The 24,461-nt window shown below is 71.8% G+C and carries 19 protein-coding genes and 1 riboswitch; of the genes, 14 read left to right on the forward strand and 5 right to left on the reverse strand.

Annotated elements, in window-relative coordinates:
- Positions 1 to 4 precede the first annotated feature (4 nt).
- The 3 genes from alc to ACIBM5_RS15735 all read left to right on the forward strand — a co-directional run bounded on the left by alc (position 5) and on the right by ACIBM5_RS15735 (position 3,019).
- Positions 5 to 1,075: an allantoicase gene (alc, locus tag ACIBM5_RS15725; protein WP_396007344.1), complete on the forward strand. Its 1,071-nt coding sequence runs from the start codon at positions 5 to 7 to the stop codon at positions 1,073 to 1,075.
- A gap of 205 nt (positions 1,076 to 1,280) precedes the next feature.
- Positions 1,281 to 2,693, forward strand: a complete 1,413-nt coding sequence (locus ACIBM5_RS15730; protein ID WP_396007345.1) for a family 2B encapsulin nanocompartment shell protein — start codon at positions 1,281 to 1,283, stop codon at positions 2,691 to 2,693.
- A 116-nt stretch (positions 2,694 to 2,809) separates the two neighbouring features.
- Entirely contained in the window at positions 2,810 to 3,019 is a 210-nt protein-coding gene (locus ACIBM5_RS15735) for a CsbD family protein (protein WP_391589439.1), read from the forward strand.
- A gap of 459 nt (positions 3,020 to 3,478) precedes the next feature.
- Here the strand turns inward: ACIBM5_RS15735 and pucD are convergent, their stop codons facing one another.
- Genes pucD through ACIBM5_RS15750 form a run of 3 tightly spaced genes read right to left on the reverse strand, consistent with a single transcriptional unit; the run spans position 3,479 to position 7,230 of the window.
- Positions 3,479 to 5,845, reverse strand: a complete 2,367-nt coding sequence (gene pucD, locus ACIBM5_RS15740; RefSeq protein WP_396007346.1) for a xanthine dehydrogenase subunit D — start codon at positions 5,843 to 5,845, stop codon at positions 3,479 to 3,481.
- A gap of 3 nt (positions 5,846 to 5,848) precedes the next feature.
- Complete coding sequence (locus tag ACIBM5_RS15745; protein WP_391589441.1) at positions 5,849 to 6,349, reverse strand: (2Fe-2S)-binding protein; 501 nt, start codon at positions 6,347 to 6,349, stop codon at positions 5,849 to 5,851.
- Positions 6,346 to 7,230 carry an FAD binding domain-containing protein gene (locus ACIBM5_RS15750; RefSeq protein WP_396007347.1) on the reverse strand — a complete coding sequence of 295 codons (885 nt, stop codon included), beginning with the start codon at positions 7,228 to 7,230 and terminating at the stop codon, positions 6,346 to 6,348. The genes ACIBM5_RS15745 and ACIBM5_RS15750 overlap by 4 nt, the downstream gene beginning before the upstream one ends.
- Positions 7,231 to 7,503: 273 nt before the next feature.
- Here ACIBM5_RS15750 and ACIBM5_RS15755 point away from each other — a divergent pair, with 273 nt between their 5' ends.
- Positions 7,504 to 9,123: a PucR family transcriptional regulator gene (locus tag ACIBM5_RS15755; RefSeq protein WP_396007348.1), complete on the forward strand. Its 1,620-nt coding sequence runs from the start codon at positions 7,504 to 7,506 to the stop codon at positions 9,121 to 9,123.
- Positions 9,124 to 9,237: 114 nt separating this feature from the next.
- On the opposite strand, the gene ACIBM5_RS15760 is transcribed toward ACIBM5_RS15755, so the two are convergent.
- Positions 9,238 to 10,023, reverse strand: coding sequence for an SDR family NAD(P)-dependent oxidoreductase (locus ACIBM5_RS15760; protein WP_396007349.1), 786 nt, complete (start codon positions 10,021 to 10,023; stop codon positions 9,238 to 9,240).
- A gap of 157 nt (positions 10,024 to 10,180) precedes the next feature.
- Between ACIBM5_RS15760 and ACIBM5_RS15765 the strand changes: the two genes are divergently transcribed.
- The 9 genes from ACIBM5_RS15765 to ACIBM5_RS15805 all read left to right on the forward strand — a co-directional run bounded on the left by ACIBM5_RS15765 (position 10,181) and on the right by ACIBM5_RS15805 (position 20,132).
- On the forward strand, positions 10,181 to 11,425 hold the full coding sequence (locus ACIBM5_RS15765) for a Tm-1-like ATP-binding domain-containing protein (protein WP_396007350.1): 1,245 nt from the start codon (positions 10,181 to 10,183) through the stop codon (positions 11,423 to 11,425).
- Position 11,426: 1 nt separating this feature from the next.
- Positions 11,427 to 12,251, forward strand: coding sequence for a phosphoenolpyruvate hydrolase family protein (locus ACIBM5_RS15770; RefSeq protein ID WP_396007351.1), 825 nt, complete (start codon positions 11,427 to 11,429; stop codon positions 12,249 to 12,251).
- Positions 12,252 to 12,344: 93 nt separating this feature from the next.
- A complete protein-coding gene (locus ACIBM5_RS15775; RefSeq protein ID WP_391589447.1) occupies positions 12,345 to 12,680 on the forward strand; it encodes an EthD family reductase in 336 nt (111 codons plus the stop codon).
- 194 nt (positions 12,681 to 12,874) lie between these two features.
- A riboswitch (cyclic di-AMP (ydaO/yuaA leader) is annotated at positions 12,875 to 13,066 on the forward strand.
- Positions 13,067 to 13,795, forward strand: a complete 729-nt coding sequence (locus tag ACIBM5_RS15780; RefSeq protein ID WP_396007352.1) for a transglycosylase family protein — start codon at positions 13,067 to 13,069, stop codon at positions 13,793 to 13,795.
- Positions 13,796 to 14,323: 528 nt separating this feature from the next.
- Positions 14,324 to 15,712: a DUF6421 family protein gene (locus tag ACIBM5_RS15785; RefSeq protein WP_396007353.1), complete on the forward strand. Its 1,389-nt coding sequence runs from the start codon at positions 14,324 to 14,326 to the stop codon at positions 15,710 to 15,712.
- 121 nt (positions 15,713 to 15,833) lie between these two features.
- The gene (locus tag ACIBM5_RS15790) at positions 15,834 to 16,535 is read left to right on the forward strand and encodes an SDR family NAD(P)-dependent oxidoreductase (RefSeq protein WP_396007354.1); all 702 of its coding nucleotides are present in this window, start codon (positions 15,834 to 15,836) and stop codon (positions 16,533 to 16,535) included.
- Entirely contained in the window at positions 16,517 to 17,584 is a 1,068-nt protein-coding gene (locus ACIBM5_RS15795; protein WP_396007355.1) for a threonine aldolase family protein, read from the forward strand. The genes ACIBM5_RS15790 and ACIBM5_RS15795 overlap by 19 nt, the downstream gene beginning before the upstream one ends.
- 304 nt (positions 17,585 to 17,888) lie before the next feature.
- Complete coding sequence (locus ACIBM5_RS15800) at positions 17,889 to 19,250, forward strand: carotenoid oxygenase family protein (RefSeq protein ID WP_396007356.1); 1,362 nt, start codon at positions 17,889 to 17,891, stop codon at positions 19,248 to 19,250.
- Positions 19,251 to 19,382: 132 nt separating this feature from the next.
- A complete protein-coding gene (locus ACIBM5_RS15805; RefSeq protein ID WP_396007357.1) occupies positions 19,383 to 20,132 on the forward strand; it encodes a hypothetical protein in 750 nt (249 codons plus the stop codon).
- Between the two features lie 36 nt (positions 20,133 to 20,168).
- Here ACIBM5_RS15805 and ACIBM5_RS15810 read toward each other — a convergent pair whose 3' ends face one another.
- On the reverse strand, positions 20,169 to 23,525 hold the full coding sequence (locus tag ACIBM5_RS15810) for a hypothetical protein (RefSeq protein ID WP_396007358.1): 3,357 nt from the start codon (positions 23,523 to 23,525) through the stop codon (positions 20,169 to 20,171).
- 85 nt (positions 23,526 to 23,610) lie between these two features.
- On the opposite strand from ACIBM5_RS15810, the gene ACIBM5_RS15815 reads away from it, so the two are divergent.
- Positions 23,611 to 24,348 carry a hypothetical protein gene (locus tag ACIBM5_RS15815; protein WP_396007359.1) on the forward strand — a complete coding sequence of 246 codons (738 nt, stop codon included), beginning with the start codon at positions 23,611 to 23,613 and terminating at the stop codon, positions 24,346 to 24,348.
- Positions 24,349 to 24,461: the final 113 nt, after the last annotated feature.

Here is a 24,461-nt window from a genome sequence, read left to right on the forward strand (position 1 = left end):
GACCTTGAGCAGCGATTTCACCGAGTACGTCAACCTGGCCGCACGCGCCCTCGGGGCGGGCGTGCCGGTCGCCAACGACGAGTGGTTCGCCGAGAAGGAGAACCTGCTCAGAGCCGAACCGCCGGTCTTCAGCCCGCGTACGTTCGGGCCCAGGGGCCAGATCATGGACGGCTGGGAGACCCGTCGCCGGCGGGGCCCCTCGGCCGAGCATCCGCATCCCGAGGCCGATGCGCACGACTGGGCGATCGTCCGGCTCGGGGTGCCGGGTGTGCTGCGCGGGATCGTGGTGGACACCGCGTTCTTCACCGGCAACTACCCGCCGAGCGCGTCGGTGGAGGCCGCGGCCGTGCCCGGCACTCCCTCGGTGGCGGAACTGCTCGACCCCGCCGTGCGGTGGACCACGATCGTCGCGCGCACCGACCTGGAGGGCGATACGGCACACCCGTTCGCGGTCACCGCCGAGCAGCGGTTCACCCACGTGCGGCTGAACATCTTCCCCGACGGCGGGGTGGCCAGGCTGCGTGTGTACGGCGAGGCGGTACCGGACCCGGCCTGGCTGGACGGGCTCACCGTGGACCTGGCCGCGCAGGAGTACGGCGCGGTGGCTGAGGCGGCCAGCGACCGATACTTCTCCTCGCCGCACAACCTCAACGCGCCGGGTCGCTCGCGGGTGATGGGCGAGGGTTGGGAGACCCGGCGCCGGCGCGACCACGGGCACGACTGGGTGCGGGTGCGCCTGGCCGGACAGGCCGAGGTACTGGCCGCCGAGATCGACATCGACAACTACCTGGGCAACGCGCCGGGTTGGGTGGCGCTCGTCGGCTGCGACGCGGGTGTGGACCCGGACGCGTGGTTCGAATTGTTGCCCCGCACCCGGGTCCAGCCGGACACTCGGCACCGCTTCCGCCTCGCCGGTGGGCGGCCCGTCACGCACGTGCGCATCGAGGTCTTCCCGGACGGCGGGGTGGCCCGACTCCGGCTGCCGGGCCGGCTGACCGAGGCCGGCCTGACGGCCCTTCGCAACCGTTTCGACACCCCGGAACCGCCCGGCGAAGGAACCGCTCGGGACAGCTGATGCGGGTCGACTCCGTTGTCGGCCGTTCGGCGGGCGTCCGAGTGGGTGCGAACTCCACGGGCAACCGTTGTTACATAGCCACTTCCACGCCTCTTCAGTCTCACCCGTTCGGGTAATGGCCGGCTGCCTCCGCAGCGGCAACGATTGACCGCGCAGACCGGTTCAGCCAGGGGAGCGGCCGGTGCATCCAGGGGAGGCGGAATCGTTGTCGATCGATGCTGGGGCCGGCACGGGAAGTGAAGCCCAGGACACGCTGACTCGTTCGAGTCTTGCGACGGAGGCGGCGCGAAATCTCGCGACCACCACCAAGACCGTCCCGCAGATGCAGGACATCACGTCGCGGTGGTTGCTGAAGATGTTGCCGTGGGTCCAGGTGTCGGGTGGTACATATCGGGTCAACCGGCGGTTGAGTTACCGAGTGGGCGACGGGCGCGTGCAGTTCGTCCAGACCGGCTCCGAAGTCCGGGTGATCCCGGCGGAGTTGTGCGAGCTGGCGCCACTGCGCGGGTTCGAGAACGACGAGGTGCTGCGCGCATTGGCGGATCGCTTCGTGCGGAGGGAGTACGCGGCGGGGGAGTCGCTCGCGACGATGGGTGAGCCGAACGACCGGGTGGTTCTGGTCGTGCACGGCAAGGTCGCCAAGTCCGGGGTTGGTCCCTACGGCGATCGCACCTCGCTCGGATTGCACGGCGACGGCGACCACTTCGGCGAGAAGATGCTCGTCGACCGGGAGTCGTCGTGGGACTACACGGCCACGGCGGCCACTTCGGTGATCGTGCTGGAGCTGCCCAGGGACGCCTTCGACGGGCTGCATGCCGACAGCCTGCGCGAGCACCTCGCGGAGTACGCCGAGGCCAGTAGCCGCCCGCAGAACGCGAAGGGTGAGGCGGCGATCCCGATGTCCGCCGGCCACCACGGCGAGGCGGTGCTGCCGGGCAGTTTCGTGGACTACGAACTGAATCCGCGCGAGTACGAGTTGAGCGCGGCGCAGACCGTGCTGCGGGTGCACAGCCGGGTGGCCGACCTGTACAACCAGCCGATGGATCAGATCGAGCAGCAGCTGCGACTGACCATCGAGGCGTTGCGCGAGCGGCAGGAACACGAGCTGATCAACAACCCCGATTTCGGTCTGCTGCACAACGCGGACTACGAGCAGCGCATCCAGGCCCAGGCCGGCCCGCCGACGCCGGACGACATGGACGAACTGCTCAGTCGCCGGCGCGGCTCCCGGCTGTTCCTGGCCCACCCGCGCACGATCGCCGCGTTCGGCCGCGAGTGCAGCCGGCTCGGCCTGTACCCGACCACGGTCGACGTGGGCGGCAATCAGATCCCGGCCTGGCGCGGCGTGCCGATCTTCCCGTGCAACAAGATCCCGATCTCCGAGGCGCGCACCAGTTCGATCCTGGTGCTGCGTACGGGTGAGGACGACCAGGGTGTGGTGGGCCTGCACCAGACCGGTCTGCCGGACGAGTACCAGCCCGGGCTGTCGGTGCGTTTCATGGGTATCAACGAGCAGGCGCTGATCTCCTACCTGGTCACGGCGTACTACTCGGCGGCGGTCCTGGTGCCGGATGCGCTGGGTGTTCTGGAGAACGTGGAGATCTCCCGAGCCAGGTGACAAGAGTCACGAACGTCACAAAAGTGTGTCGAATGGGTCGTTTGCGGTAATAGGTCGGGCTGGACGTTGCGCGATCAACGGACGCGCACGGTCAACCGCGACAGGAGACCCGAGACATGGGCACCGACGACAACATCCGCAACAAGGCCCAGGACGTCAGCGGCCGGGCCAAGGAGAAGCTCGGCGAGGCGACCGGCAACGAGGATCTGCGCGACGAGGGTCAGCAGGATCAGGGCTCGGCCAAGGCCAAGGACACCATCGCGGGTGCCAAGGACAAGGCCAACGAGGCGATCAACAAGATCAAGGGCTCCATGAAGCGCGACTGAACCCACCTGTGACCAGCAGCGAGGCTCCCGCTGGGGGGCCTCGCTGTAGTCGTGGTGGCCTCAAGCGCACGTTGGGGCGGGCTGGTTCGCCTCAAGCGCCGGCGGGGCTGTTTGGCCTCAAGCGCCGGCCGGGCTGGTTCGCCTCAAGCGCCGGCGGGGCTGTTTGGCCTCAAGCGCCGGCCGGGCTGGTTCGCCTCAAACGCCGGCGAGGCTGGTTCGCCTCAAACGCCGGCGGGGCTGGGTGGCCTCAAGCGCCGGCCGGGCTGTTTGGCCTCAAGCGCCGGCCGGGCTACTTCGCCTCAAACGCCGGCGGGGCTGAGTGGCCTCAAACGCCGGCCGGGCTACTTCGCCTCAAGCGCCGGCGAGGCTGGGTGGCCTCAAACGCCGGCCTGGCTGGTTCGCCTCATGCGCCGGCCGGGCCGGGTGGCCTGTCGGATTGGGGCGGTGGGGTTGTGGGTCTCAGGTTGCGGTGAGATGTTCCGGTCGGATTGGTACTCGGTTCAGGGGGAGGCCGGTTGCTGCGCGGATTGCGGCGATGATGGCCGGTGTGGAGGAGAGGGTGGGGGCCTCGCCGGCTCCGCGCAGTCCGTACGGGGCGTGGGGGTCGGCCAGTTCGAGCATGTCAACCGGCATCGGCGGGGTGTCGAGGATGGTGGGGATCAGGTAGTCCGTGAAGGACGGGTTTCGGACCTTGCCGTCCTTGACGACGATCTCCTCCATCACCGCCAGACCCAACCCCTGGGTGCTGCCGCCGTGGATCTGGCCGACCACGGCCAGCGGGTTGATCGCCTTGCCCACGTCCTGCGCGGCGGCCAGTTCGACCACCTTGACCAGGCCCAGTTCCACGTCCACGTCCACGACCGCGCGGTGCGCGCAGAAGGTGTACTGGACGTGCCCGAAGCCCTGGCCGGTGACCCGGTCGAACGCCTCGGTCGGGCGGTGGCGGAACTCGGTGGTCTCGTCCACCGGTTCGTCGCCGAGCAGGTCCACCAGGTCGGCGACCACCTCGCCCGCGGCGGTGAGCACCTTGCCGCCGGACAGGCGCAGGCTCGCCGCGAACGCGGGGGCCCAGTCGTACCGGTCCCGGCCCCGGGCGAGCAGCACCGTACGCACCGCCTCGGCCGTCTGCTTCACCGCCCCGCCGGTCATGTACGTCTGCCGGGACGCGGACGTCGAACCGGCCGAGCCCACCCGGGTGTCCGCCGGCGCCATGGTCACCTGGTCCACACCCAACTCGGTGCGCACGATCTGCGCCTGCACGGTGACCCCGCCCTGGCCGACCTCGGCCATCGCGGTGTGCACCAGCGCGACCGGCGCGCCGCCGATCACCTCCAGCCGGACTCGGGCCGTCGAATAGTCGTCGAAGCCCTCGGAGAAGCCGACGTTCTTGATGCCCACCGCGTAGCCGATCCCGCGCACGACGCCCTCGCCGTGCGTGGAGTTGGACAGCCCGCCCGGCAACTCGCGCAGGTCCGGCCCGTTCGCCGTACGCCGGTTCGCCACCTCCGGCAGCGGCATCTCCTTGACCCGCCGGAGCAGTTCGGCCACCGGTGCCGGGGCGTCCACGATCTGCCCGGTGGGCAGTGCCGAACCCTGCTCCATCGCGTTGAGTCGGCGGAACTCGACCGGATCCAGGCCCAGTTCGGCGGCCAGCCGGTCCATCTGGCTCTCGTAGCCGAAGCACATCTGCACCGCGCCGAAGCCGCGCATCGCGCCGCATGGCGGGTTGTTGGTGTACACCGCCGTCGAGTCGACCACCGCGTGCGGAATCACGTACGGACCGATGCCCAGGGAGGCCGCGTTGCCGACCACCGCGGGGGACGAGGACGCGTAGGCACCGCCGTCCAGCACGATCTCGGCCTTGACGAAGACCAGCCTGCCGTCCCGGGTGGCCCCGTGCTCGAACACCATCGTCGCGGGGTGGCGGTGCACGTGGCCGAAGAACGACTCCTCGCGGTTGTAGACGATCTTGACCGGCTTGCCGGTGTGCTGCGCGAGCAGGCACGCGTGCACCTGCATCGAGATGTCCTCACGCCCGCCGAACGCACCGCCGACGCCGGCCAGGGTGAGCCGTACCTTCTCCGGCGGCAGGCCCAGCACCGGGCACATCTGCTGCTGGTCCACGTGCAGCCACTGGGTGGCGATGTACAGGTCGATGCCGCCGTCCTCGGCGGGCACCGCGAGACCGGACTCCGGGCCCAGGAACGCCTGGTCCTGCATGCCGACCTCGTACTCGCCGCGCACGATCACGTCCGCGAGCGCCCGCACCTCGGCCGAATCCCCGTCGCCGTGGTGGATGTGCTGGCTGTGCACGATGTTGCCGGACGCGTGTGCCTTGTAGTCGGCGGGCGCGTGCACGTAGCCGTACCGCTCCGGGTCCAGTGCCTGGACCGGCCCGATCGGGGGCAGCACGTCGTAGTCGACCACGATCTTGGCGATCGCGCGCCGGGCGGTCTCCGGATGGTCGGCCGCGACGATCACGATCGGCTCGCCGTGGAAGCGCACCTCGTCGATGGCCAACACCGGCTGGTCCCGGATCTCCAGGCCGTAGAACTTGCTGCCCGGGATGTCCTCGTGGGTGAGCACCGCGTACACACCCGGCTGGGCCAGTGCCGCGGCCACGTCGACGGACCGGATCCGGGCCCGGGCGTGCGGGCTGCGCAGCGCCATGCCCCACAACATGTCCTCGTGCCACAGGTCCGAGGCGTAGGCGAAGTCCCCCTTGACCTTGAGGATGCCGTCCGGGCGCATCGGCGAGGCGCCGACGCCGTCCCGGCCGGGCGCGGCCACGTCCCGGAGGTTCTGCGGCTTGGTCAAAGTGGCCACGGCTCAGCCCTCCAGGCCGGTCGGGGCCGCATCGCGCGCGTCCGCCTTGCGGGCGGCGGCCAGGCGGACCGCGTCCATGATCTTCTCGTAGCCGGTGCAGCGGCACAGGTTGCCGGAGAGCGCCTCGCGGATCTCCGGGTCCGAGGGGTGGTGCACCCGGCTCAACAGGTCGTGCGTCTGGACCACCAGGCCCGGCGTGCAGAATCCGCACTGCACGGCGCCCGTATCCACGAACGCCTGCTGGACCGGGTCCAACGTGTCGCCGTCGGCCAGGCCCTCGATCGTGCCGACCTCGCGGTCCTGCACCTGGCCGGCGGCGACCAGACACGCGCAGACCGGCTCGCCGTCCAGGTAGACCGTGCAGGAGCCGCACTCGCCCTGCTCGCACGCGTTCTTGGAACCGGGCAACCCGACCCGCTCGCGCAGCACGTAGAGCAGACTCTCGCCCTCCCACACGTCGTCCGCAACGGTCGGGCGGCCGTTCACGGTGAATGTGACCCTCATGCGGCGGCCCTCCCGGTGGCGCGGTGGTCGTTCCAGGTCCAGAGCAGTGTGCGGCGCGCCAGCACGGCCAGCGCATGCCGCCGATACGCGGCCGAGCCGCGCACGTCGTCGATCGGCGCGGCGGCCCGCGCCACCAGTTCGCCGAAGCGTTCGGCGGTGGCCGCGGGCAACTCCGCGCCGGAGGTCCACAGGCCCGTGTCGTGCAACTCGGCCCGGATGAACGCCTCGGCCTCGCTCGCCCGGCGCGGGGTGGGCGCGGCGGAGCCGATCCCGGTGCGCACGTTCCGGGTCCGCGGGTGCAGCGCGACCGCGAACGAGCAGACCGCGATCACCATCGCGTTGCGGGTGCCGATCTTGGCGAACTGCTGCGGCCCGGTCGCCGAGGGGATGTGGATCGCCCGGATCAGCTCGTCCGGCTCCAGTGCGTTGCGCTTGACCCCGAGGTAGAAGTCGTCGATCGGGATCAGCCGGGTGCCGCGCACCGAGGCGGCCTCGACCGTGGCGCCGGACGCGAGCAGCGGCGGGTGCGCGTCGCCGGCCGGCGACGCGCCGCCCAGGTTGCCGCCGACCGAGCCCCGATTGCGGATCTGCGGCGACCCGACCGTGCGCGCGCCCAGCGACAGGCCCGGGAGCCGGTCGTGCAGGGCGTCGATGATCTTCGAGTAGGGCACGGAGGCACCGAGGCGCACGGTGTCGTCGTCCTCGATCCGCCACGTGTGCAGCTCGCGGATGCGGTTGAGATCGAGCAGGGCGTCCGGACGATGCCGGTCGAAGTTCAGTTCGACCATCACGTCGGTGCCACCGGCGATCGGGACCGCGGACGGGTGCTGCGCCTTGACGGCGAGCGCCTCCTCCCACGTCGCGGGCCGCAGGAATTCCATGACGGGTGTCTCCTTCTGCCTTGCGTATGGCCCTACCGTCCTTGTACCCGTCGCGGGGGCGCTTCGCTTCGGGTCTGCCCGGTTCGCAGGGTGCGCACCAGTACACCGAGACGAGGGTCACTGCGAGTACCCACCAAAGGCACGACCCAGGCGTGTCGAGCGGGGGTGGTTCCCGTACTTTTCTCCAAGTGTTCGTCCGGTGGTCGAGCCGGTATGACGGATCCGCCGGGTGCGGCCCAGGCCGCACCCGGCCCGATCGAGAGGGGGCCGCCGATGCGATTGCGCGCGCTTCTCGGCGATGGCACGGCCGGTGCCGGCATACCCGGGATCCGGTTGTTGGTCGGCGAGGCGGAACTGGATCGGTCGGTGCGCGCCGTGATGACCACCGACCTGCACGACCCCAGTCGCTACCTGACCGCCGGCGCCCTGGTGCTGACCGGCATGGGCTGGCGGGCGGAGCCGGCGGACTCGGATCGTTTCGTCCGGGTGCTGGTCGCGGGCGGGGCCACCGCGCTGGCCGCCGGGCAGGCCGAGATCGGCGACATCCCGGCCGATCTGGTGCGCGCGTGCGAGCGGCACCATCTGCCGCTGTTCGCCGTGGCCGAGGAACTGTCCTTCGCGCATCTGACCGAATTCGTGATCCGCCGGATCTCCGCCGAACGGGCGACCGACCTGACCGCGGTGGTCGACCGGCATCGCCGGCTGGTGCAGGCCGCCGCCGGCGGGGCGGGCCTGGACGGGGTGCTCGGGCTGATCGCGGCCGACATCGACATGCACTGCTGGGTGCTCTCGCTGACCGGGCGCCAGGTCGCCGCCGGTGGGCCCGACCTGGCACCGGGGCTGCGGGTCGGGATGGCCCGCGCGCACTTCGCCGCGCGTGAGCGCAGGGCCCGGGTGCCCTCTCGCCATCGGGTCGACGGGCGCGCGTTCTCGCTGCTCCCGGTGCCCGAGGCGGGCGGCTCGGCCGACCCGGACACGTGGGGCGACTGGTTCCTCGTGGTCGAGGACGACGTCACCGACCGGCCGGACCGGCACCAGGCCCTGCTGGGCGAACTGGTCCGCCTGGTGTCGGTGGGCCGGGACCGGGTCGAGGACCGGCGCCGGCACACCCGGCGGTTGTCCGAGGACGTGCTGAACCTGCTCGCGGCCGGCGCCGACCCGGCCGAGGTGGCCGCGCGGCTGCGGGGCGCGGAACCGGACGACGCGGGCCGCACGCACTGGCAATTCGCCACCGCGACCATCCCGGACCTGCCCGCGCGCGAGGCCCGCCGGCTGGCCCGGGAGCTCCTGGAGGAGGCGTTGGCGGATCAACCGAGCGCCGCCCTGGTCTCGGAGACCGGGTCGGGCGCGGTGGCGCTGATTCCGGGCGAGGATCCGCCGAAGGGGGACGGCACCGAGTCGGACCCCACCACCCGGCTGCTGCGCGAGCGGCTGGCCGCGCCGGCGGGGACCACGGCGGGCGGCGTGCGGGTGCGGATCGGGGTGAGCGCACGGGTGGCCCGCGCGGACGGGCTGCGCGGCGCGTTGGAGGAGGCCTGGCACGCGGGCCGGATCGCGGGTACCCGGCCCGGTCGGGTCGAGGTGGTCGGACACGCCGAACTCGCCTCGCACGTGGCGCTGTTGGCGGCGGTTCCGGAGGACGTGCGGCGGGCGTTCCGCGGCCGGCTGCTGGAGCCGCTGCGTGTGTACGACGCGTGCCACCAGGCCGATCTGGTGGGCACGCTGGGGGCGTTCCTGGACTGCGACGGGTCCTGGACCCGGTGTGCGGCGCGGTTGCACGTACACGTGAACACGCTGCGCTATCGGATCGGCCGGATCGAGGAGTTGACCGGGCGCCGGCTGGCCCGACTGGAGGACAAGGTGGACTTCTTCCTGGCGCTCAAGCTGCGCTGAGCGCGCGCTCACGGCGGGCGGGGCGCGCGGTGCGGACCGCCGCGGCCGCCATGACGGCCACCGCCGTGACGGCCACCGCCGTGACGGCCGTGAGCCGCCGCGGGCCGCTGCGGGTCAGCCGAAGGAGACGCCCGAGGTGACCGGGGTGATCGTGCCGGTGATGGCCCGGGCTCCGGAGGAGGCCAGGAACGCGACCGCGTCCGCGATGTCCTCGGGTCGGGTGATCCGGCGCAGCGCCGACGACCTGGTCATCTCGGCGCGTACCGCCGCCTCGGGCACGTCCCGGCGCGCCGCGATGTCGGCGATGTACGCGGCCAGTTTGGCGTTTTCGGTGTAGCCCGCGACGACCACGTTGACCCGCACGCCGTCCGGGCCGACCTCCTTGGCCAGCACGCCGGAGGCGACCTCCATCGCGGCTTTGGTCGCGGCGTACGCGCCCAGGTTCACCAGCTTCGCGCGCGGCGCCTCCGAGCTGATCTGCACGATCGACCCGCCGCCGACCGCGCGCATGTACGGCAACGCGGCGCGCGAGACGGCCAGTACGCCGAGCACGTTGATCTCGAAGGCCCGCCGAAACTCCGCCGGATCCAAGTCCTCCAGCCTCCCGGACGGGTTGTAGGTCGCGACGTTGACCACCACGTCCACCCGACCGAGTTCATCCGCCGCGGTGTCCACCAGCGCCCGGCACGCGGCCTGTTCGGCGAGGTCGGTCGGTACCGCGATCACCCGACGGCCCGTCAGTTCGCGGATCTCGTCCGCGAGTCGGCGCAACGGCTCGGGCCGTCGCGCGGCCAGCGCCAGATCCGCGCCGGTGCGGGCCAGAGCCAGCGCGCAGGCGCGCCCGATGCCGTCGCCCGCTCCGGCGACGATTGCGACCCGTCCGTCCGGTTCCTCCGCCATCGATACCTCCGTGACGTGCCAAAACTTCGGAACTCGTCCCCCGTCCTACCGCACGGTGCTTTCAATCGCCATGATCATCCGGTTGGGTTACTGTGCGCGGCCGTTCGCCGCCGAAGCGTCAACCCGGCAAGCCCTACCGACCCCACCGGAGGCACCGATGCCCACCGTCGTACTGATCGGAACGCTCGACACCAAGGGATCCGAATACGCGTGGTTGGCCTACCGGCTGCGCGCCAGGGGAGCCGAGGTGGTGTTGATGAACGTGGGCGTGCTGGGCGAGTCGCTGGCCCAGGCCGACGTGCAGGCGGCCGACGTCGCGGCGGCGGCCGGCACCGATCTGGTCGACCTGCGCACCCGGGCCGACCGGGGCGCGGCGACCACCGCGATGGCCGAGGGGGCCGCGTCCATCCTGCGCGAGTTGTACGAGCAGGGCCGGGTGGACGGTGTGCTCGCGATGGGCGGCTCGGGCGGGTCGGCGATCGCCTCCCACGCGATGCGCGCGCTGCCGGTGGGCGTGCCCAAGCTGCTGGTCTCCACGATGGCGGCGGGCGACGTGTCGCCGTACGTCGGCGCGGTGGACGTGACGATGATGTACAGCGTCGTGGACATCGCCGGGATCAATCGACTCTCCGAGCGCATCCTGGGCAACGCGGCGGATGCCATCGCCGGCATGGCGGGCGGTTACGCCGAGGATCGCGCGGCGGTCGCGGGGGTGACCGGCGAGGGCCGCCCGCTGGTCGCCGCGTCGATGTTCGGGGTGACCACCCCGGCGGTGGACGCCGCGCGCGAGCGGCTGACCGAACTCGGCTACGAGGTGCTGGTCTTCCACGCCACCGGGGCGGGCGGCACGTCGATGGAGAATCTGGCCGAGGCGGGCTTCCTGGCCGGGATCCTCGACCTGACCACCACCGAGCTGGCGGACGACCTGGTCGGCGGAGTGCTCAGCGCGGGCCCCGAGCGGCTGACCGCGGCCGGGCGGATGGGGCTGCCACAGGTGGTCAGCGTCGGTGCGCTGGACATGGTCAACTTCGGCCCGCGCGACACCGTGCCCGCGCGGTTCGAGGAGCGCCGGCTGTACGTGCACAACCCGACGGTGACGCTGATGCGCACCACCCCCGCGGAGAACGCCGAACTGGGCCGGCGGATCGCCGCCAAGCTGGTTGCCGCGACCGGCCCCACCGCGCTCTACCTGCCCCTGCACGGGGTCTCGGCGATCGACGTCGAGGGCGCGCCCTTCTACGATTCCGTCGCCGACAAGGCGCTGTTCGACGAGCTGCGGGCCGGGCTCGCGGGCAGCTCCGTCGAGGTGCACGAGGCGGCGACGGACATCAATGATCCGAAGTTCGCCACGGCGGCGGCGGATCGACTGCACGAGATGATCACGAAGGGACGCGTGGACTGAGATGAACGGACGCGAGGCGCGGGGCCGACTGCACAGGACGGTCGAGCAGGGCGGCGTCGTGATCGGCGCGGGCGCGGGCACGGGACTGTCGGCCAAGTGCGCCGAGGCCGGCGGCGTGGACCTGATCATCATCTACAACTCGGGCCGCTACCGGATGGCCGGTCGGGGTTCGCTCGCCGGACTGCTGCCCTACGGCGACGCCAACGCGATCGTGGTCGAGATGGCGGGCGAGGTGCTGCCGGTGGTCCAGGGCACCCCGGTCCTGGCGGGCGTGTGCGGCACCGATCCGTTCCGGATCATGCCGCACTTCCTGGACCAGCTCGCCGCGATGGGCTTCGCCGGTGTGCAGAACTTCCCCACGGTCGGCCTGTTCGACGGCGTCTTCCGGCAGAACCTGGAGGAGACCGGGATGGGCTACGAGCTGGAGGTGGAGATGATCCGGCTGGCCGCCGAGCGCGGTCTGCTCACCGCCCCCTACGTCTTCGACCCCGAGCAGGCCCGCGCGATGGCCGCGGCGGGCGCCGACATCCTGGTCCCGCACCTGGGCCTGACCACCAAGGGCAGCATCGGCGCGACCACCGCGGTCACGCTCGACCAGGCGGTGGAGCGGGTGCAGCAGATGCGCGACGCGGCGGCGGAGGTGAACCCCGACGTGCTGGTGCTGTGCCACGGCGGGCCGATCGCCGAACCCGAGGACGCCGCGTACGTGCTGGCCCACACCACCGGCGTGGTGGGCTTCTTCGGCGCCTCCAGCATGGAACGGCTGCCCACCGAGGTGGCCATCACCGACCAGGCGCGGGCGTTCAAGAACATCGCCCTTCGGTAGCGCACCGCGCCGGACCCATCCGGGCACCACACGCCGGACGCACAGGCACCAACGGCAGGACGCACATCCACCACACGACCGTGAGGAGTCGGCGTGTACAAGCTGACCGTGCTGTATGGCCACCCCGAGGACCCGGCGGCGTTCGACGCCTATTACTGGGAGAAGCACGTGCCGCTCGCCCGCACCATGCCCGGGCTCACCGGCTGGACCATCGGCAAATGCGAACCGGACCCGTCCGGCGCGCAGCCGCCCTATTACCTGGTGGTCGGCCTGTACGCGCCGTCTCGCGCGGGTATCGAGGCGACCCTGGATTCGCCGGAGGGGCGGGCCACGGTGGCCGATGTCGCCAATTTCGCGACCGGCGGTGCGACGTTCCTCTGGGACGAGGAACGGGTAGTCGTACCTGTGGAGCTGCCCGCGACGGAATAGCTCGTCGCTGAAGCACGGGTGACCACGCGGCCGCGCACCGTCGACGCCGGCACCGTGACCTGCAGGGATGGCGACAAATCGGGCAAATCAGTGTTATTCCTCCCTATGGGGGACCTCACAAATCACCCGAAATGTTTGCCAACCCGGCGGAGCGGTGCGTAGCTTCGTGGTTGTTCGCACAAGCGGACTCCCCGGGCGGTACGCCGAATCCTGCCGCCGCCCGAGGGATGCAGTCGATATCGACTGGCGGCAGGAGCGGGGGAACCGAGTAAGTGCCGGCATCGGCCATGTCGATGTCTGGGGTGAAGCCATGCCTGTTCCAGGCGAGGCCGGGCCAATCGTCCGAACCCGACAGCTAACTTCGCAGGCGCCCGACGAGGTAATCAATGACCTTCCGTGCCATCACCGCTCCCGTTCGCTCGCTCTCTCGTGGCCGTCGCGCCGGCATCGCCGTCGCCGCCGGTGCGGGTCTCGTCCTCCCCCTCGTGGGCATGGCGGGCAGCGCGAACGCCGCGTCCTCGTCCACGTGGGACGCGGTCGCGCAGTGTGAGAGCACCGGCAACTGGAGCATCAACACGGGCAACGGCTTCTCCGGCGGTCTGCAGTTCACCCCGAGCACCTGGAACGCGTTCGGCGGCAGCCAGTACGCCTCCAGCGCCGCGCAGGCGACCAAGGACCAGCAGATCGCGGTCGCCGAGCGGGTCCTGGCGAGCCAGGGTCCGGGCGCCTGGCCGGTCTGCTCGCAGAAGGCCGGTCTGGGCAAGGGCGGCAACGCCTCCGCCACGGCCGACTCGTCGACCACCGGCAAGACCAAGAGCAAGGTCGAGCCGAAGGCCGCACCCAAGGCCGAGTCCGTGACCGAGAACGCGCCGAAGACCTCCGACGGCAACGCGCCGAAGGTCCGGGTGCAGCCGAAGCAGGACGCGCCGAAGTCGGCCGCGACCAAGCAGGCGTCGGGCTCCGGCACCTACACCGTCAAGGCCGGTGACACGCTGTCCGAGGTCGCCGCCAAGCTCGGCGTCAAGGGTGGCTACAAGGCCCTGTACGCCGCCAACGCGGGCGTCATCGGGGGCAACCCGAACGTGATCGGCGTGGGCACCCAGCTCGCCATCTGATCCAGCGTCACGACGTAGGCCCCGCCGAGTACTTCGGCGGGGCCTACGCCCGTGTCGCGACCGGCGTCGGGGCGGCGGGACCGGGGTCGGTCGGCGGGCCGCCGGCATGGTGCCGCGCGCATGGTGCCGCGGGCATCGGGCCAGGGACATCGGGCCGAGACATACGGGATCGCCGGATCGGGCAGTGGGAGTGGAGGCGGATCCGGGGCATCGCCGGACCGACTGTTCCACCAAGCGGAATCAGCATTCCGTTCAGCACGGCAGACCGTAGGGAACCGGCGGATCGACGGTCGATGGCCACGGGCGTGGCCGGCCGGGACGGCCGAATCTCGTGTCCTCCGGCAGGTGCGGGTCCTCGATTTCACGGGTGTGCCGATTCGGGCACCGAGATCCAGGTCTTAATCTCAACTTATTCGGGCAAAACGTACCCACGACGATAAGATTGCGTTCGAAAGGGCCTTGCGGCGTTAAAATCTTTTGACATAGGTTCGCCTGACCGTGGTTCCTGCTTTCTCCTGAGAGGGTTCCATGTCGAACATGACCCGCGTAGCCGTCCGTACCGCCGTTGATCACCCGCTGTGGCTCGAACTCAAACGATCCGTCGCCGACCTGCGTCCGTTGCAGGCCAAGGACGGTTCGATCGAGCCATCGGGGCATGCGTCCGCCCGGGCGCTGGTCGCCGAGATCACCTCCTCGATCACCGGGCTCGCTCCGCTGTTCCCGCACGACGAGGCGTACCTCGACGCGGTCGTGGCCGATTTTCGGCGTTGGTCCGCGGAGGACTTCGGCCGTCCCGACTTCCTCGACTCGCTCGTCGCGTTCCGCCCGGAACAGGATCGGCGCGACGGCCTGGAGCACCTCGTGGTGTTCCCGATGACCACCCAGAACGGCAACCCGACCCGCAATGTCGAGGCCGTGCTGCTGCGCGTGGTGTGGCCCCAGTGGCTGGCCGACCTGGAGGCCGGGCGCTACGACAACGCGATGTTCGTGCCGATCGCGTTCGTCGACTTCACCGACGGCTACGACACCGACTCGGCGGTGCTCTTCCCGGAGACCGTGGCCGTGCGCGAGGTGCCCACGTACACGTGGGGCGGCATCTTCTGCGACCGCGAGGCGGCCCGCTTCCGCCGGGTGGCAACCGCCGCATCGCAGACGCTCGGCCTGGAACTTCCGCAGGATGCCGTGGACTTGGTGGAGAGCCAGCAGCTCGCCCAGGACGCGTTCGTGTTGTGGGACCTGATCCACGACCGCAGCCACATGCGCGGTCCCATGCCGTTCGACCCGTTCATGATCAAGCAGCGGATGCCGTTCTGGATGTACGCGCTGGAGGAGCTGCGGTGCGACCTGACCGCGTTCCGCGAGGCGGTCACGCTGGCCGCCGAGGGCGTCTCGACCGCGCGTCGGGTGCAGTTCGCGGTCATCTTCGACCGGCTGTTCCGCTTCCCGGTCACCGGTGGCCGGGTGCGCAACTACGACGGCCTGGGCGGGCAGCTGCTGTTCGCCTACCTGCACCGCGCGGGTGTGGTCGAGTGGGCGGACAACCGGCTCACCGTGGACTGGGACCGGATCACCGACGCGGTGCTCGGGCTCTACGACGAGGTGGACCGGCTCTACCGCGCGGGTGTGGATCGTTCGAAGGTCGGCCACTGGCTGGCCGGCTACGCGCTGGTCGCCGCGTACGTGCCGCCGCACCCCGGTTCGGTGTGGGCCAAGGGGCCCGGTGCGCTGCCGATGGACGGGCCGCCGAAGGCGCTCGTGGATGCGGTGCTGCCGGACGAGTTCCCGCTGAGCATGTTCTACGAGGCGCTCAACCGGCGACTGCGCGACGTGATCGCCTCGACCAAGGGAATCACCGCGGACAGCCCGGTGCAGGGCCTCGCGGAGAACCCGACGGAGCGGGCGGCCGCGGCGTCGTGACCGGTACGGCGCACCCGGCTCCGGCGCGGGTGCGCGCACGACGTCGCGGGGCCCGCGGAGCGGGCACGGCGAGTTTCGGCAAGGGTGAGGCGAACAGCACGGTGAACGAGGAGTCGGTGTGATGAACGGTCTCGACGGTGCGGTGATCGCGGTCGCGGGCGCGGGTGGGCCGACCGGGCGCGCGGTGCTCGCGCGGCTGGCCCGGGCCGGTGCGCACGTGTACGGCGCGGATGCGGACGCCGGGCGGTTGCAGGAGAGCGTGGACGCCGCGCCCGGTACACACGGCGCGGTGGTGGACCTGCTCGACGCGGCCGCCACCCGGCGGTGGGCGGCGGACGTCGAGCATGAGCACGGGCGCGTGGACGGGCTCGTGCACCTGGTCGGCGGGTGGCGCGGGGGCAAGAAGTTCGGCGACAACTCGCTCGACGACTGGGCCTTCCTGCACGACCTGCTCGTGCGTACCGTGCAGCACACCAGCCTGGCCTTCCACGAGGCGCTCGCCCGCAGTCCGCGCGGGCGGTTCGTGTTGATCTCCGCCGCGGCGGCCGGGCAGCCGACCCAGGGCAACGCCGGTTACGCGGCGGCCAAGGCGGCCGCGGAGACCTGGACGCTCGCACTCGCCGACGCGTTCGCGGAGACCGAGGCGGCGGCCACCATCCTGGTGGTCAAGGCACTCGTCAACGACGCAATGCGGCAGGCTCGACCCAACGCCAAATTCACCGGCTTCACCGACGTGGTGGACCTGGCCGACGAGATCGCCGGCCTGTGGACCACCGCGGCAATCGACCTGAACGGGAAAAGACTGTGCCTGAACGTCCCCTGACCCCACGTCACGACCCCGACGTGCGCGGCTTCGCCAGCGACAACTACGCAGGCATCCACCCCGAGGTGCTGGCCGCGATCGGCGCGGCCAACGGCGGGCACCAGGTCGCGTACGGCGAGGACGTGTACACCGAGCACCTCACCGACGTCTTCCGCGCGCACTTCGGCGAACGGGCCCAGGTCTTCCCGGTGTTCAACGGCACCGGCGCCAACGTGGTCGGTCTCCAGTCGATGACCGACCGATGGGAGTCGGTGATCTGCGCGGCGTCCGCGCACATCAACGTGGACGAGTGCGGTGCGCCGGAGAAGGTGGCCGGCCTGAAACTGCTCACCGTGCCCACTCCCGACGGCAAGCTCACCCCCGAACTCGTGGACACCCACGCGTGGGGCTGGGGCGACCAGCACCGGGCGCAGCCGCGCGTGGTCTCCTTCGCGGAGAGCACCGAACTGGGCACGGTCTACACGCCGGACGAGATCGCCGCGCTCGTCGCGCACGCGCACGAGCACGGCATGCTCGTGCACCTGGACGGCTCGCGCCTGGCCAACGCGGCCGCGGCGCTGGACGTGCCGCTGCGCGCGCTGAGCACCGACGTCGGCGTGGACGTGTTGTCCTTCGGCGGCACCAAGAGCGGCCTGATGTTCGGCGAGGCCGTCGTGGTGCTCAACCCCGACGCGGCGCGGGGCGTGGGATATCTGCGCAAGGCCGCGATGCAACTGGCCTCGAAGATGCGCTTCGTATCCGTGCAGTTCGAGGCGCTGCTCGCGGGCGACCTGTGGTTGCGCAACGCGCGGCACACGAACGCGATGGCGACTCTGCTCGCGGAGCGGGTCGCCGACCTCGACGGTGTGACGCTCAGCCGGATGCCGCAGGCGAACGCGGTCTTCGCCGTGTTGCCCGCGGATGTCACCGAGCGCATGCAGAAGCGGTTCCGGTTCTACACGTGGGACGAGTCGATCGGTGAGGTGCGCTGGATGACGGCGTTCGACACCACCGAGGAGGACATCGACGCCTTCGCGACCGCGCTCGCCGAGGAGTTGGGCGCGCGGTAGGCGATCCGCACGGACGATCGGCGGGTCGGGGCTGACAAGCCCCGGCCCGCTTTCCGTCGTCCGGAGGGAACTCGTCCGAGGCCGGCGCCCGGGTCGCACGGGATGGGCCGCTTCCCGCCGGGATGCCGCCCGGCCCCGGGCCGCTTCCCGCCGGGATGGCAGGGCTCACGGGTGCGTCCCCGGGTCGAGCATGCGATCAACGATAGCGAGTATTAGTGTGCATAACGGATGCGACCGATCGTAACTCGCTGAGCGGGCGACTGCCCGGATCCGGCCGGTGCCCTCCGAATGGAGATCCTTGCGCATGAACCTCCGGATGCCGCCCCTGGGCAAGCCCTACCTCGGCGGCCATTTCGCGCCGGTCGCCGACGAGGTCACCGGGTTCGACCTCACGGTGCGGGGCACGCTGCCGGTCGAATTGAACGGTCGGTACGTCCGCAACGGGCACAACCCGAAGCCCGGCGACGTGCCCACCCACTGGTTTCTCGGCAGCGGCATGGTGCACGGGATACGGCTGCGCGCGGGGCGCGCCGAGTGGTACCGCAACCGTTGGGTGCGCACTCCGGCCCCGGACGGCGCGTCGCCGCGTGGCGAGGACGGCGCCGTGGACCCGACCGTGAGCGTCGCCGGCACCCACATCGTCGAGCACGGTGGCCGGTTGCTCGCGCTCCAGGACTCCGATGTCCCGTTCGAGATGACCGCCGAGTTGGAGACGGTCGGTCCGCACGACTTCGCCGGTCGGCTGACCACCACGATGACCGCGCACCCGAAGAGGGACCCGCTCACCGGCGAGTTGCACTTCTTCGGCCACTCGCCGTTCCCGCCGTTCCTGACCTACTACGTCGCGTCCGCCGCGGGGCGGATCACCCGGACCGAGGTGATCCCCGGCGCCGGGCCCTCGCTGATGCACGACTTCGGCCTGACGGAGCATCATGTGGTCTGGCCGGACCTGCCGGTGGTGTTCAACCCGGCCGAGCATTCCGGCGTCCCGTACCGCTGGAGCCGTTCCTACGCGCCGCGGATCGGCGTGATGCCGCGGTCCGGGCCGGCCGAGGCGACCTGGTTCGACGTGGCGCCGGGCATGGTGTTGCACGTGGCCAACGCCTACGAGGACGCGCGCGGGCGGATCGTGCTCGAAGGGTCGCGCTTCGACCGGGCCTCGTGGGAGAGCAGTTGGAAGTGGTGGGTGGGCGCGCCCGGCTACCCGGACACACCGCTGATCGGCGCGATTCGACACCGGTGGATCCTGGACCCCATCTCCGGCGTGGCCGGGGAGGAGGATCTCGACTCGCTGGTCACCGACTTCCCCACCGTCGACGCCCGCAGGCTGGGCCGACCGCATCGCTACTGCTACGCGCAGGCGTTCCCCGGCGCGGGACTGCACGAGTACGCGATCGTCAAGTACGACGCAAGCACCGGGGAGCGGCAGGTCGCCGGCCAGGGGCCGGGCCGGATGCCCGGCGAGGCGGTGTTCGTACCCGCCGCGGACGGCACCGCCGAGGACGACGGCTACCTGCTCACCGTGATCAGTGATCTGGTCCGGGACGCCTCGGAGTTGCTGGTGCTGGACGCGCGGGACGTCACCGCCGCGCCGGTCGCGACCGTCGAACTTCCGCGCCGGGTCCCGGCCGGCATGCACGGCTCCTGGTTCCCCGACCGGGTCTGACGCCCGCCCGCAGGGCGGGTCCGGGTGCCTGCACGCCTCGGCGGCACAGCGGGCGTGATCGGCTTGCCCTACAGTCCGAGCAGGTCGCCCGCCGGGGCGACGGCATTGCCGGGGTGGGGGAGTGGAGTTCGGGTGAGTGCGGCCAAGGGCCTGGGAGTTTTGCTGCTGGTCGGGACGACGGTGTTGGGCATCGTCCTGTATTTCGTCGAGGACACGTCGTTGGCCGATCTGTTGTCGCTGGGCGCGGGCGCGCTGTGCCTGTTCTGGCTGATCGCGGTGCTGACCGTGCCGTGGAATCTGTATTTCCGGGCCCGGCAGTTGATCCGGGAGATCGCGATCAGCCGGGAGAAGGGCCTCGCGGTTCCGGATGGGCGCGACCCGGAGGCGCGTCGGATCGCCCGTCGGCTGTTGTGGGGAGCGATCGGCGCGCATGTCGTCTCGGCGGCGGTGATCGCGGTGATCACCTGGGCCTCCGGCGGCGTGGTCGGCTACTGGTTCGCCGGGTTCTACCTGCTCAGCACGTTGTTCCGACCCAGCCAGGCATACCTGGAGCACCTCGGGCAACGGCTGCGGAGCATGTTGCGCGAGGTGACCCACCCGCGTGAGGACGTGCTCGCGTTGATCGACCGGGTGGCCACGCTGGAGAGCAGAGTCGAAAGTCTCGACGAGCGCACCAGGGAGCTGGTCGAGACGGTCGCGCGGCTCAGGACGGCGACCGAGCAGGACGCCGAGCGCACGACCGAGCGATTCCACGCGACCGACCACAAGATCGACGCCCTCGGGCGCCGATTCGAGGACACCATCAGCCAGTTGACCGACAACCAGGAAGTGATCTCCGGGATCAAGGCGTTCCTGCGGTTGTTGCGCACCGAACAGAGCTGACCGCCCGATTCGGTGCGCCCGCCCGGCGCCGGCGGCTCAGGCCGAGGCGGTGCGCACCGCCAACGCGCTCTCGCGTACGTCCGGGTCCGGGTGGGCGCGCAACTCGCGCAGCAGCGCGCGCCACTCGGCCGGCCAACCGGTCCGGGTGCCGAGGGCCCGGACCAGCTCGATGCCGAACAGCCCGGCCGCCGGCGCCGGATGCGCGGCGAGCGTGTGCGCGGCGGCCGACAACGCGGCGGATTCGATCGGCGCACCGGCCCGGCGCAGGCGCTCGCGCAGCACGCCGGCCGCGCCGAGCGCGGGCAACGCCCGGCCGGCGCACAGCTCGACCAGGTCGCCCAGTTCGGCCCCGACCGCGTCGCCGGTCAACGGCAGGGCGGACGCGGTCAGCGTGGCCGCCTCGGTCCGCAACTCCGGTACGCCGGCCAGCGCGGCCCGCACCGGGCGCAGCACCGCGGCCGCTTCGGCCGGACTACGGGCCGCCCAGGTGCGGGCCTGCCCGAGCAGCACGGTCAGCCGCCGCCGGGCCGGGCGATCCCGATCCGGCTCGGCGTTCGGCGCGTCCGGTGCGCCGTCCTGGGCGATCAGCGACGTGATCACGTGCAGGTAGGTCGTCGGTGCGACGCCGTCGGTGGTGAAGGTGTGCAGCGCGTCGGCCGCCTCGCGCCACGCGACCTCGTCGCTCGGGTCCAGGACCGCATCCGCGATCGCCGCGACGCCGGCGGGCGCATGCCGCGCCCAGCGCGGGAACGCCCGATAGGCGGCCCGCCGCACCTCGACGTCCGCGCTCGCACACGCCGAGGTCACCAACTGCGCGTACTCGGCCCGCCAGGCCGGTGCCAGTGCGACCGGCCGCCGGGCCACGATCGCCAAGGCGGCCTCCCGCGGCCCCTCGACCCCCGCGCGCAGCACGGCCCATGACCGTGCGTCGTCCAGCCGCGCGGTCAGCTGGGACAGGATCGCGCCGCGTACGTCGCGATGCTGATCCGGTGCCCACCACGCCTGCGCCAACAACTCCACCGCGCCCGGCAGCGCCTCGCGCAACACGATCCGGGCCGCCTCCTTGCGCGAGGTCACCTTGGCCGGCTCGAACAACACCCGGCGCAGCGCCGGTTCGAGCACACTCGGCGGCACGTACCGGGCGGCGCGCGACATCGAGTACGCGGCCACCCGGGCCCGGTCGTCGCCGACGTGCGCCAGCAGGATCGGCAGTGCCGCGCCGGGGTCGTCGGTATGGGTGAGCCCGCTCAGCGCCGCCTCGACCAACGGCACCTCGGTGGCGGTCAGGTACCGCAGCAGTGCCGGGCGGCCGAACCGCGGCACCCGGGCCAGTCGACGGATCGCGTCCGCCCGGGTGTCGCCGTGCTGGCGCACGTCGTCGGCGAGTTCGACCAGGCGTGCCGCGTAGGCGCGCTGCTGCCTGGGCAACAACCGTGCCATGGCGTCGAACGGCAGGTACGGGATCCAGCGCACGCCACGCGTGGCGAATCGGCCACGCAACGAGCGCCCGTCGAGGTAGCCGTCGAGCAGGTCGGTGCGCCGATAGGCGAGCGCGTGCAGGACCACCGGCAGGGTCGGCGTGGACTCGTCCCGACCGATCAACTCGGCGACCCGCTCGGCGCGCCGCCGCGGATCGGCCAACCACAGCGTGATCGCGGTGCTCGCGACGGCGTCCGACCCGGCCCCGGTGGCCTCGCGCAGGATCTCCTGCAACGGCTCCAGCGCCCAGGCCCGCCGGTCCAGTGTCCCGGCGAGAGCGAAGGCGAGCCACAGGTCGCCCCGGGCGACCTGGGCCCGGATCCAGGGCAGCAGTGCGTCCAGGATCTCCCGCTCGCGACCGCGGCGCAGGTTCTCGGCGAGCGCGGCGAGCCGGACCGTGCCGGACCGGCCCGCCACCCGCTCGAAGGTGGTCAGCGCCCAGCCGGTCAACTCCGGTGCTCCGCCCACGACATGGTGGGCCAGCAGGCGCCCGGCCAGGTCGGTCAGCGCGGCCCGGGTCCGATAGGAGGTGTCCCGCGCCTCCAGCGTGTCGCGCACCAACTCGGTGAGCACGTCCACCGACTCGGCGTCGAACAGGCGCGGATGCGCCTCGGCGATCGCCGACAACGCGGCGCCGCGCACCGGGTCCTGCTCGTTGCGCAACCGGGTCAGCGCGCGCAGCGTCGTGCCGAACTGCTCGGGGTCACCGGATCGGGCCGCGCACGCGATCAGCCGCCGATAGCCGTCGGCCCGGGCACCGGCGTCGGGCAGCCGGGTGCAGGCGACGAGTTCGGCCTGTGCCTCGGCGAGCGGCAGGTAGGCGAGCAGGGGCAACCGGCGCGGCTCGTCGGCCGCGATCGAGGGCAGCGCGAGCATCCGGCGCGCCTCGGCATGGCGACGTGCGTGCGGGAGCACGTCGAGCAGGGCGCCGCCGAGCAGGTCCCGGCTGCGATCGCGGTCGGCGTGTACGGCGTCGAAGAACCCGGCGCGCAGGCTCGGCGGCAGTGCCTTGAGCAGTCGGACCGTGCTCGCCTCGTCGGTGCGCACCGCCCGGCCGAGCGCGAGCAGTTCGGCGGCGTCCGGCCCGGCGGCGGCCAGTCGGCGCAGCGCGCTCGTGCTCACCCCGGACAACGTGGGACCGCGCTGCTCGGAGGCGGCGAGCAGGCGGAGCACCCGGGCCCGATCGGCGGTGACGAACGGCTGGACGCCGCCGACGAAGGCGCCGGGCAGCGGACCGCGGGTGGGATGACGCTCGATCAGGTCGAGCACCCGATGCGGGAATCGTGCACCGGCCCCGACCACCCCGGTGCCGTGCCGGGCCCACCATGCGTCCCGATCGGAGGCGGGCAGGGCGGCCAGGCGGCGCTCCGCGTCGTCGAGGCCCAGCGCCGGATACCGGCGCACGAAGCTGTCCCAGACCCGGTCGACGTGGCCGAGCACGCCGACGTACTCGGCCGCGACGGTCGGACCGCACGCCGGCAGCACCCGGGCCGCCTCGGCCGGTCCGCGCACCGCGAGCACCTGCGCGACGAGGCGATCCGCCAGCGCGCTGCGCCGGCCGGTGCGGATGGCGCGGTGGATCGAGTCGCGCAGCGCCGAGGGGGCGTCGTCCAGCAGCGCGGCCAACGCCGCGTCGGGTACCGGGAGCGAACGGGCCGCGCTCACCGCGCGCCGGGCCAGGGCGAGATCGGGATCGCGGGTGGCGCGCACCACGTGCTCGACGTCACCCGCGACGATCGCCATGGTCAATGCCAGGCCCCGCTCGTAGCCGGTGGAGCCGGCCAACTCGGCGAGGGTGGCCGACAGTTCGCCCGAGTCGCGGAGCCGCCGGGCGGTGCGCGCGGTCTCCCGCATACGTTCGCGGTGCGGCAGCGCGTCCAGGGTGGTGGTGAGTTCTTCCGCTCGGGTCGGCATGCGGGCCATTATGCGGAGCCGGCTACCCGGCCCGCGCACCGATTATTTCCCGGTACCGTCCACGGCCTGCTGCGAGGATGGGGCGGTGCACGCGACGACCGAGACCACCGAGATCAGCCGGGCCCACCGAGCCGGAGACGAGCCCCGGGCCTTCCCCGCGGACCTGGCGGGGGAATTCGAGACACACGTCACGGTGGATACGGAGGATGTGGACGCACTGGCCCGCCGAGCCGGCGGATACGGCATGGGCCTGACCCACATCGTGCTCGCACGCGGACGCACCGTGTCCCAGCCGATGCTGACCGACCGGGCCACCACGACCCTGGCTCGGGCCCGCGGACGGGCCGCGGAGTTGGCGGCGGTGCTGCGCGAGGACGGCTATCCGGTGACCCGGATCAAGATCGAGGCGGCACCGTGGCATCCCGGGGTGCCCCGCACGGACGCGGCGGCGCGCGCGCTCGGCCCCGGGCTGTACTTCGAGCATCACCTCAAGCTCGTGCTGACCGGGGACGCCGACGTGACCGTGCTGGCCGCCGAGGTGGTCGGGCACGGTGCGCACCTGTCGCACAACGCGCGCCGCATTCGGGCGGACGGGCGGTCCGAACGGTTCGTCACCCAGCGCTGCCACCGGGTCGGCGACGAGTCCGCCGCGGCTGCGACGGCGGCCCTGGTTACCGCGCTGGCCGATTACGAAATCGCCTCGGTGGAACGCGAGTTCGTGGTGTACGACGACAACGGGGCACTGGACGACGGCTGGCTCGACGGGGACGGGGACGGTTACCGCCGCGGTGACGGTGATGCCGACGGCAGCGGCGACCGCTGACGAGCGGGCGGACGGGCCCCGGTCGAGGCGGGGCGATTCGTCGATCGCCTCCCCGCCCGGTCGGTGGCGGGCGGGGAGGGCATCGCTCGGGGCGGCTGTGCGGTGGCGGGTCG

This window comes from Embleya sp. NPDC050493 (genome assembly GCF_044458105.1).
Classification (GTDB): domain Bacteria; phylum Actinomycetota; class Actinomycetes; order Streptomycetales; family Streptomycetaceae; genus Embleya.